The 3491-nt window shown below is 49.7% G+C and carries 4 protein-coding genes; all 4 read left to right on the forward strand.

Translation table 11 applies throughout. The features are described 5' to 3' along the window. The first annotated feature begins 236 nt into the window (after positions 1 to 236). Entirely contained in the window at positions 237 to 1214 is a 978-nt protein-coding gene (locus HMPREF2726_RS01370; protein ID WP_009312433.1) for a DNA polymerase III subunit delta', read from the forward strand. A gap of 19 nt (positions 1215 to 1233) precedes the next feature. Next, entirely contained in the window at positions 1234 to 1590 is a 357-nt protein-coding gene (locus tag HMPREF2726_RS01375; RefSeq protein WP_003760734.1) for a PilZ domain-containing protein, read from the forward strand. A gap of 4 nt (positions 1591 to 1594) precedes the next feature. Next, on the forward strand, positions 1595 to 2371 hold the full coding sequence (locus HMPREF2726_RS01380) for a TatD family hydrolase (RefSeq protein ID WP_009312430.1): 777 nt from the start codon (positions 1595 to 1597) through the stop codon (positions 2369 to 2371). A gap of 320 nt (positions 2372 to 2691) precedes the next feature. Next, positions 2692 to 3357 carry a sulfite exporter TauE/SafE family protein gene (locus tag HMPREF2726_RS01385; RefSeq protein WP_036491625.1) on the forward strand — a complete coding sequence of 222 codons (666 nt, stop codon included), beginning with the start codon at positions 2692 to 2694 and terminating at the stop codon, positions 3355 to 3357. Positions 3358 to 3491: the final 134 nt, after the last annotated feature.

The following is a 3491-nucleotide window of genomic DNA, read 5'->3' on the forward strand; positions in this document are numbered from 1 at the left end:
CTATGCCGACTACGTCTCCACCAAATAGCGCGTTCACGTCCGTTGCGGTAGATGACGCTAGGGAAATAGGGGCAGGGAACCTTTTGAGAAGAAGGGAGAGTCAAAAAGGCTGAGAAGAGGCGGAAAGAGGATAGAAACGATGTTATAAACGTTTCGAATTGTATTCTCGGTTTCAGACGACCTCTAACATTTCCCTGTATAATCACGCTTTTGTCCAAACGCTTGTACTTCCCGATATGATTTATCCGTGGCATCAAAACCAGTGGCGGCAGCTTGCCGGCCATTGGGAAAACCGTCCGAACGCTTGGCTGTTTACCGGCAAGGAAAACACCGGTAAGACGGCGTTCGCGCGGTTTGTGGCGCAGGCTTTGCTGTGCGAATCGCCTCGGGAAGATCATCAGCCTTGTGGTGTATGCGCATCGTGTCATTTGTTTTTGCAAAACAGTCATCCTGATTTTTACGAGCTCACTCCTGAAACTCCCGAAGATGGTGCGGTCGGGCGAAAATTGTTGCAGATTAAAATAGATGCCGTACGCGATATTGTGGAGAACATTTATCTGACGGCTGTGCGCGGCGGATTGCGGGTGGTATTGGTCTATCCTGCTGAAAGTATGAACGTGCAGGCGGCAAACGGATTGCTCAAAGCTTTGGAAGAACCGCCGCAACATGTTGTTTTTTTGCTGGTTACGCATGCGCGCGACAAGCTTCTTCCGACCATTAAAAGCCGTTGCCGCCAGATGGTTTTGCCCGCACCTTCGCGCGACGAAGCTTTGGCATATCTTCGGAAAGAGGGTGTAGGTGATGCGGAATCTTTGCTGGCTTTTCACAGTGGCGCGCCTTTGTTTGCCCATACGCCTGAAATGGATGACTTGCGCGAAGAACTGCTCACTTTGCTTGCCGCCCCGCGCCTGCTGGCGATACTCGACTATGCCGCTGCGTTTGATAAACACAAGCAGCCGTTGGCAGTCTTCATCGATTGGATGCAGAAATGGCTGTTGGATGTCGGCTTGGCGCAACAACAAATGCCGCCGCTTTATTATCCCGATTACGCGCAGGCATTGTCGCAAACGGCTTCCAAAACCGATCCGCGCCGCCTGTTTGCACTGACAGGTCGTCTGAACGCACTCAGCCCTTACGGATACCACACCTTGAGTGTTAAAATGCAGCTTGAGTATCTGCTGACTGAATATCTCGAATTTTGGCAAAACAAATAATCAGATAAGGTAAAACAAAATGGTAAACAACAATAAAGACATTCCGGCGAAAATGATGGCGTTGCAGCTTAAAGACCCGACCCTGCTCTACAACTGCTATATGCCGTTTCTCGAACACGGCGGACTTTTCGTTCCGACCGAAGACGTATTTTCCTTGGGCGAAGACATCCTGCTCGCCGTTGAAATCGCCGATTATCCCAAACGCTTCCTGCCTACCAAAGTCGTCTGGATCAACCCCGCACGTACTTCCGCACACCGTCCCAAAGGCGTCGGACTCGCATTTTCCGAACACGAAAGCTGCCTTCAGGCGAAAACCCTGATTGAAGGCGAGCTGGGACCGAAACTGCGCAGCGACCGCGTTACCTTCACGCTTTAAAATCATGCATTTAATCGATTCGCACTGCCACCTCAATTTCGAAGGATTGAGCAACCGTCTGCCTGAAGTGTTCGCCAACATGGAAGAACAAAGCGTCAAGCAGGCGCTTGCCATCAGCGTGAGCAAACAGAGTTTCGCCGAAGTCTTCGACATTGCCCAAGCCAATGAACAGGTTTACTGCACCATAGGCGTTCACCCCGACAGCCAAGAAGCCGAAGAATTTACCGTCGCTGAAATGGTGGAAGCGGCAAAACACCCGAAAGTCGTCGGCATAGGCGAAACGGGCTTGGATTATTACTGGTGCAAAGGCGATTTGGCATGGCAGCACCGCCGCTTCGCCGAACACATCCAAGCCGCCAACGAAAGCGGTTTGCCTGTGATTGTCCACACCCGCGATGCCGCCGCCGATACTTTGGCGATTCTGAAAGAAGGTCAAACCAATTCCGGCGTTATCCACTGCTTCACCGAAGATACCGCTTTTGCCAAAGCCGCTTTGGATTTGGGGCTGTACATTTCCTTCTCCGGTATTGTTACCTTCAAAAATGCCCCGCAAATTCAGGAAGCCGCCAAATACGTCCCTGCGGACAGAATGCTGGTCGAAACCGACTCCCCATTCCTCGCCCCGGTTCCCAAACGCGGTAAGCCTAACGAACCTTCCTATGTCCGTTATACCGCCGAATTTGTGGCGAAACTGCGCGGCGAACCCGTAGAAACGCTTGCCGCTTACACCAGCGACAATTTCTATCGTTTGTTCAATAAAGTACCCGACATCCGTGTTTGATTCGAATGGAAAAAGGTCGTCTGAAAATGCTTTATCTAGCGTTTCAGACGACCTTTTGAAATTTGGAATTTTTTATATAAGTGGACAGTCAGACTGGGTAATTTTGTTGGGCAGAAAATGGAAGATGGCGGAAGTCATCAATAAAATCAGTATCACAAGAAAGCCAGTGCAAAAGCGGACAGATAGTCATGGATGGGTTTAAAATCAACGCGAAAATCAAGATGGCAACTTCTTGAAAATATTTAAAGATTGGCTTTCATCATATCGTTTTCCGTTTTTCTGACAAATCATACTTCTATCGATACATCGCCTTTCCAATAATGAATTACGACATCACTTTTTTCACCCTATTTCTACTCGGCTTTTTCGGCGGTACACATTGTGTCGGAATGTGCGGCGGGTTGAGTAGTGCGTTTGCGTTGCAGCTTCCGCCGCATCTTAATCGGCTGGGACTGATTGTCCTATTGAATTTGGGACGCATCAGCAGCTATGTATTGATAGGTTTGATTGTCGGGCTGGTCGGACAAATCGGTATTTCTTTGGATGATACGCGCTGGCTGCAAAACGGTCTGTATGTTGCGGCGAATATTTTGCTGTTGCTGTTGGGGCTGTATCTGGCGGGCCTTTCTACGGCGGCTACGCAGATTGAGCGCATAGGCAGACCGATATGGAAACGTTTGAATCCGATTTTGAACCGACTGCTGCCGATTAAATCCGTTCCGGCTTGTTTCGGCGTAGGCATGTTGTGGGGCTGGCTGCCTTGCGGCTTGGTATACAGCGCTTCATTGTATGCTTTAGGCAGCGGCAATGCGGTGCAGGGCGGGCTGTATATGTTGGCTTTTGCACTGGGAACGTTGCCGAATTTGTTGGCAATGGGGGTTTTTGCAGCGCAATTGAAAACACTTTTACAACGCAGAGCCATCCGTCTGTGCGCCGGACTATTGGTCGCGGGATGGGCGGTTTTCCGTTTGGCAGTCATGCTCTGAATCAAACAATGAAACGCCTTTCAAAAGGGTAGGGGTTCATACATTAAAGGTCGTCTGAAAATCCGTTTTCAGACGACCTTTATTCATTGCTTGCACCGGCGGCGTTATAGTGGATTAACTTTAAACCAGTACGG

The sequence above is a fragment of the Neisseria sp. HMSC074B07 genome (genome assembly GCF_001810355.1).
GTDB lineage: Bacteria > Pseudomonadota > Gammaproteobacteria > Burkholderiales > Neisseriaceae > Neisseria.